The 4,077-nt window shown below is 52.2% G+C and carries 3 protein-coding genes; 2 read left to right on the top strand and 1 reads right to left on the bottom strand.

Features of this window, described 5'->3' with window-relative positions; all coding sequences use genetic code 11:
• Positions 1–81 precede the first annotated feature (81 nt).
• A complete protein-coding gene (locus VM163_14285; GenBank protein ID HUT05046.1) occupies positions 82–282 on the bottom strand; it encodes a hypothetical protein in 201 nt (66 codons plus the stop codon).
• 643 nt (positions 283–925) lie between these two features.
• Between VM163_14285 and VM163_14280 the strand changes: the two genes are divergently transcribed.
• Positions 926–2,449, top strand: a complete 1,524-nt coding sequence (locus VM163_14280; GenBank protein ID HUT05045.1) for a hypothetical protein — start codon at positions 926–928, stop codon at positions 2,447–2,449.
• Between the two features lie 59 nt (positions 2,450–2,508).
• Positions 2,509–4,068, top strand: coding sequence for a DUF1565 domain-containing protein (locus VM163_14275; GenBank protein ID HUT05044.1), 1,560 nt, complete (start codon positions 2,509–2,511; stop codon positions 4,066–4,068).
• Positions 4,069–4,077: the final 9 nt, after the last annotated feature.

Here is a 4,077-nt window from a genome sequence, read left to right as displayed (position 1 = left end):
TCGTGCGCGCGTGCGCCTGTGCGCTTGTGTGTTCGGCCCTTCGCGCAGCGCGCTGCCGAGATCGCTTGTGCCGGCGTGACATCAGACGCTGCCTCCCGGTGAAATCTTCAGGAGCTTCACGCCGAGCCCCTTCTTGCGGATAGCGCCCCGCGACGCCGCGAACATCGCGGCGTCGATCTGGTCGGGCAGCGGGTGCTGCTCGACGGAGCCGCCATCGCCCGACGCTCGGCGTGGGCCGGTGGCGTTCTGCTCAAGGGCGTCGTTGATCGTGTCGTCTGCCATCCTGCGGCCTCAGAGTCAGGCGAACAAAAAAACGCGCAGTGGGCGGTGCACCACTGCGCGTTTTCTGTTCGGTTGAGCCCGGGGGATCAGGCCGGGCAAGAAAGCAAATCGTCTATGGTGATTATATCAGGAGAGGAGGGTCGTGGTCAAGCATGAAGAAGGGAAAAGAAAGGCGGAGGAGAGAGGAGGTTCCAGATGTGGAAGTTGCGGGGTACTGCCGGAGGAGCCTGAACGTTATCGTACGTGGACCGGGGAGTGTGTTGCTTTTCGTCAACGCATGTCGAAGAATCGCAACATGCGACATAACCAATTGTGCTGCATTACCTTAGCAACACTAACAGGCGGTTTTTTCGCGAAATCATGTTCACTTTTTTACACGCTGGTGTGAACCGCGAGGGGGTGTCCATATTAGATGGCGCCTATTGTTGCCTGCTGTAACCTTCTGTGCCGCAATGAGTTATGATGAGTAGAGGACTTTTATTGAAGGATTCTGAATCATTTGGCACGGAATTTGCTCATCCCTCCAACGGAGACTGGGCGTGGCGACCTCAGCCGAACACTGGGGATGCTCAGGTTGCCCGGATTCGTTCACCCCTTCCGAACCCACCAGAGCCCGTTATGAAGGTCGACAGGAGGCAACATCATGATGAAAAATGCTTTCATCGCATTCTCAATCCTCTCCATTTTTGCCCGTTTTGCAGCCTCGGCCGAATTCATCGTGAAAGGGCCCTTTGAACTCAATAGGGCGAACTCCAGGTTTGTGCAACCGCCAAGTGGGACCATCCAGGTACAGATCTGGGCAGAAGGCTTCACCAGAAACGTGAAGACGCTTCAGATCCGACTGAAGTTCATTGATAAGGATCAGAACGATAGGGTTCCAGATTGGTTCTCTATCGCCAGCGGCAACTTCTTAGGCTATGCAGTGGTGCCACAGTTTGCCACGGGTGGCACTGCAGATTACGCAACTCCCACTTATTTCACCTTCGAGTTCGCTACAGCACAAGACCTCTCTACCCAACAGCACATTGTAACTGTCAGCTACGACTACTCTTCAACGGCGTCCGTCTCCCCATATAGGATCGTGATAGACCAAGACCCGGATTCCTCATTTATGAAGGATGAGGACGGGAGGAATATGGATTTCGTCCAGCGCGATGGCCACTTCACGATCGGCGCAAACACGTGGATTGTGGATAACAGCGGGCAAGGTGATTTCACTACAATCCAGGCCTGCATTGATGCGCAAACTACAGTCGACGGGGACTTAGTGCTTGTTCAAGACAGCGGCACCGCGTATTCCGGTTCGGGCAACCGGGACATCTCACTCCTCGGCAAGGAAATCATACTGGCATCCTACCCATCGGGCGATCCCTCAAATTGCACGATCAACTGCGGCGGCAGCCAGAGCGGACCTCACAGGGGGTTCTATTTCAATACGACAGGGGAAAGTCCAAACACGCTCCTTGACGGATTCTCCATAACCGGAGGTTACGTTGTCAACACCGTGGGAGCCGATTCCATTACGGACAGGGGTTCAGCCATCTATTGCCGTCTTTCATCGCCGACCATTTCCAACTGCAGCATCTTCGGCAACACGGTCCGAAACGAATCAGCATATCCTGTCGTAGGTGGGGCAATTTCAATATATGATTCCTCGGCAATCATAGTTGATAACGTAGTAACCCAGAACGTCTCGGACACAGGCTCAGGTGGCGCTCTTGTGTATGGGGGAGGAATCTCCTGCGTAGGGGCTGGTTCAACCCCTTGGATACAGGATAATGTCATATCTTATAATTCCTCCAGCGACGGAGGCGGCGTTTATTCATCCGGGGGCTCGTCGCCCTCTATCATTAACAACACTATAGTTCACAACTCTGCGAACATGAATGGAGGAGGACTACTTTTTCAGCAGACTGGTGTTACAACGCGCGCATCGCATAATCGCGTTGAATACAACACCGCCCCTATGGGCGGAGCTATTTTCATCAGGGATGCCGGACCAACAATTCTCGGGAATGAAATTACATACAATATTTCCCAGCTCGGAGCGGGCCTTTGTATTGAGTCAAGATTGTTAGATATTGAAGCACCCATAATATCCTGCAACTCCTTCGAGTCAAATTCCGCAATAGCAGGCATCGGGATACTCATAGCTTACCCTCGTTGAGCAATCAAAATCTTTTTATTCTCCAGATTGAGGGCTGCGTTTTCTCCAACAATCTTCCGGTGGATTCGAATAGTTTTCCAAATGGCTCTGCACTTAATGTGCTTCCTCCGGGGGCGTATCGTTCTGGTCTTCAGATAATAATCAGTAATTGCACTATTGTGAACAACGCGGGCCTTGCATTAAGTGCTGTTGGCGGTAGTTTAGTGAGCAATTCCATCTTATGGGGAAACGGATTGGATTACAATAACGCGAGCATCACCTATTCATGCTTCAAGGATGCAGTCGGCGGCACATTCGCTCACAATATCAACAGCTTCCCATACTTGAAGACCGACGGTTCGTTTGGTTTGGAGAGCTACTCGCCATGCATCGATTCGGGAAATCCGTTCACATTTGTCAGCAGCGGGCAGATGGACATACTGGGAAATAGCCGCAAAGTTGGTGTTGCGGTTGACATGGGTGCTGTGGAGGCGGGACAGAAAAGCAGTACATCATCCGGTGGCCTTCCAATTGATTGGCTTTCCCATTACAGCCTAACAGGCAATGATGCCCTTCCGGGTGCCGACCCGGACTCCGATGGCTTATCCAACTCTGAGGAGTACCAACGAGGATCTGATCCCACCATTGGCAACCCTGTCAGCGATGTTTATGTGGACATGCGATCTACCGCTCAGTCCGAGACTGGACTCATCGCGGCTCCCTTCAAGACTATCCAGCAGGCCGTCGGAGCATCCAAGGGCGGAGAAACGATACGAGTTGCCCAGGGGACGTACTCTGAAAGCCTACTCGTCTCGGGCAAATCCCTGAACATCCTTGGGGGTTATCAAGGTTGGGATGAAGGTTCTGGGACTGAGGTATTTTCAGATGGTGATCGTAACTATACGACAATCATAGATGGTTCGGGATCTACAGGCAAGTCAACGTGCTCATTCTACGGCAGCCTTAATTCTTCACTTGATAAGTTCACGATACAAGGTGGATCTGGCAGGAAAGGAGGAGCAGTCGGCTGTATAGGTTCCTCCGTGTCGATAACAAACAACATAATCCTATCGAACTCTGGAACACTAGGCGGGGGAATCTATGTTGAAGGAACCGGCCTTGTCTATCCCGAAGTCATAGGGAACGTAATCCACGGCAACTCTGCAACCACTGGCGGCGGGATCTACGCCACAGATACAACCATCAGCATCTACAACAACACGCTGTATTCCAATACCGCGGCTTTCAAGGGGGGGGCAATCTACTGCTCCAATGGCAGGCCTTCGATCTGCAATAACCTCATTGGCCGGTCGAGCCTCATGACTGTCTCACCAAACCTTGAAAACACTGCTGAAATGGGAGCTGGGATATATCTCTTCATGTGTTCTGGCGGTACGGACGGCAATTTCATTGGCACAAATGCCATCAATGGCGGCGCAGCCTGGGGCGGCAACGTTATTGCCGGCAACATAGCGGCCGCCGGAGGCGGCGGGATGTGTATTGACTGTTGCACGAATATTCAGGTTAAAAGCTGCGTGATTTCCGATAATGACGCCAGCCAAGGTGCGGGCATTCTCATCTTGTCATCTCAGGGAACAGAAATCAAGAACGACACTGTTTCTAACAATACATCGCGATAGGTTAACCGC

The sequence above is a fragment of the bacterium genome (genome assembly GCA_035527515.1).
Lineage (GTDB): Bacteria > B130-G9 > B130-G9 > B130-G9 > B130-G9 > B130-G9.
This window is presented reverse-complemented; position numbering and strand designations above follow the sequence as displayed.

Excerpts from the sequence above, each read along its gene's own strand:
- VM163_14280 (HUT05045.1), top strand. The coding sequence starts at position 926 with ATGATGAAAAATGCTTTCATCGCATTCTCAATCCTCTCCATTTTTGCC.
- VM163_14285 (HUT05046.1), bottom strand. The coding sequence starts at position 282 with ATGGCAGACGACACGATCAACGACGCCCTTGAGCAGAACGCCACCGGC.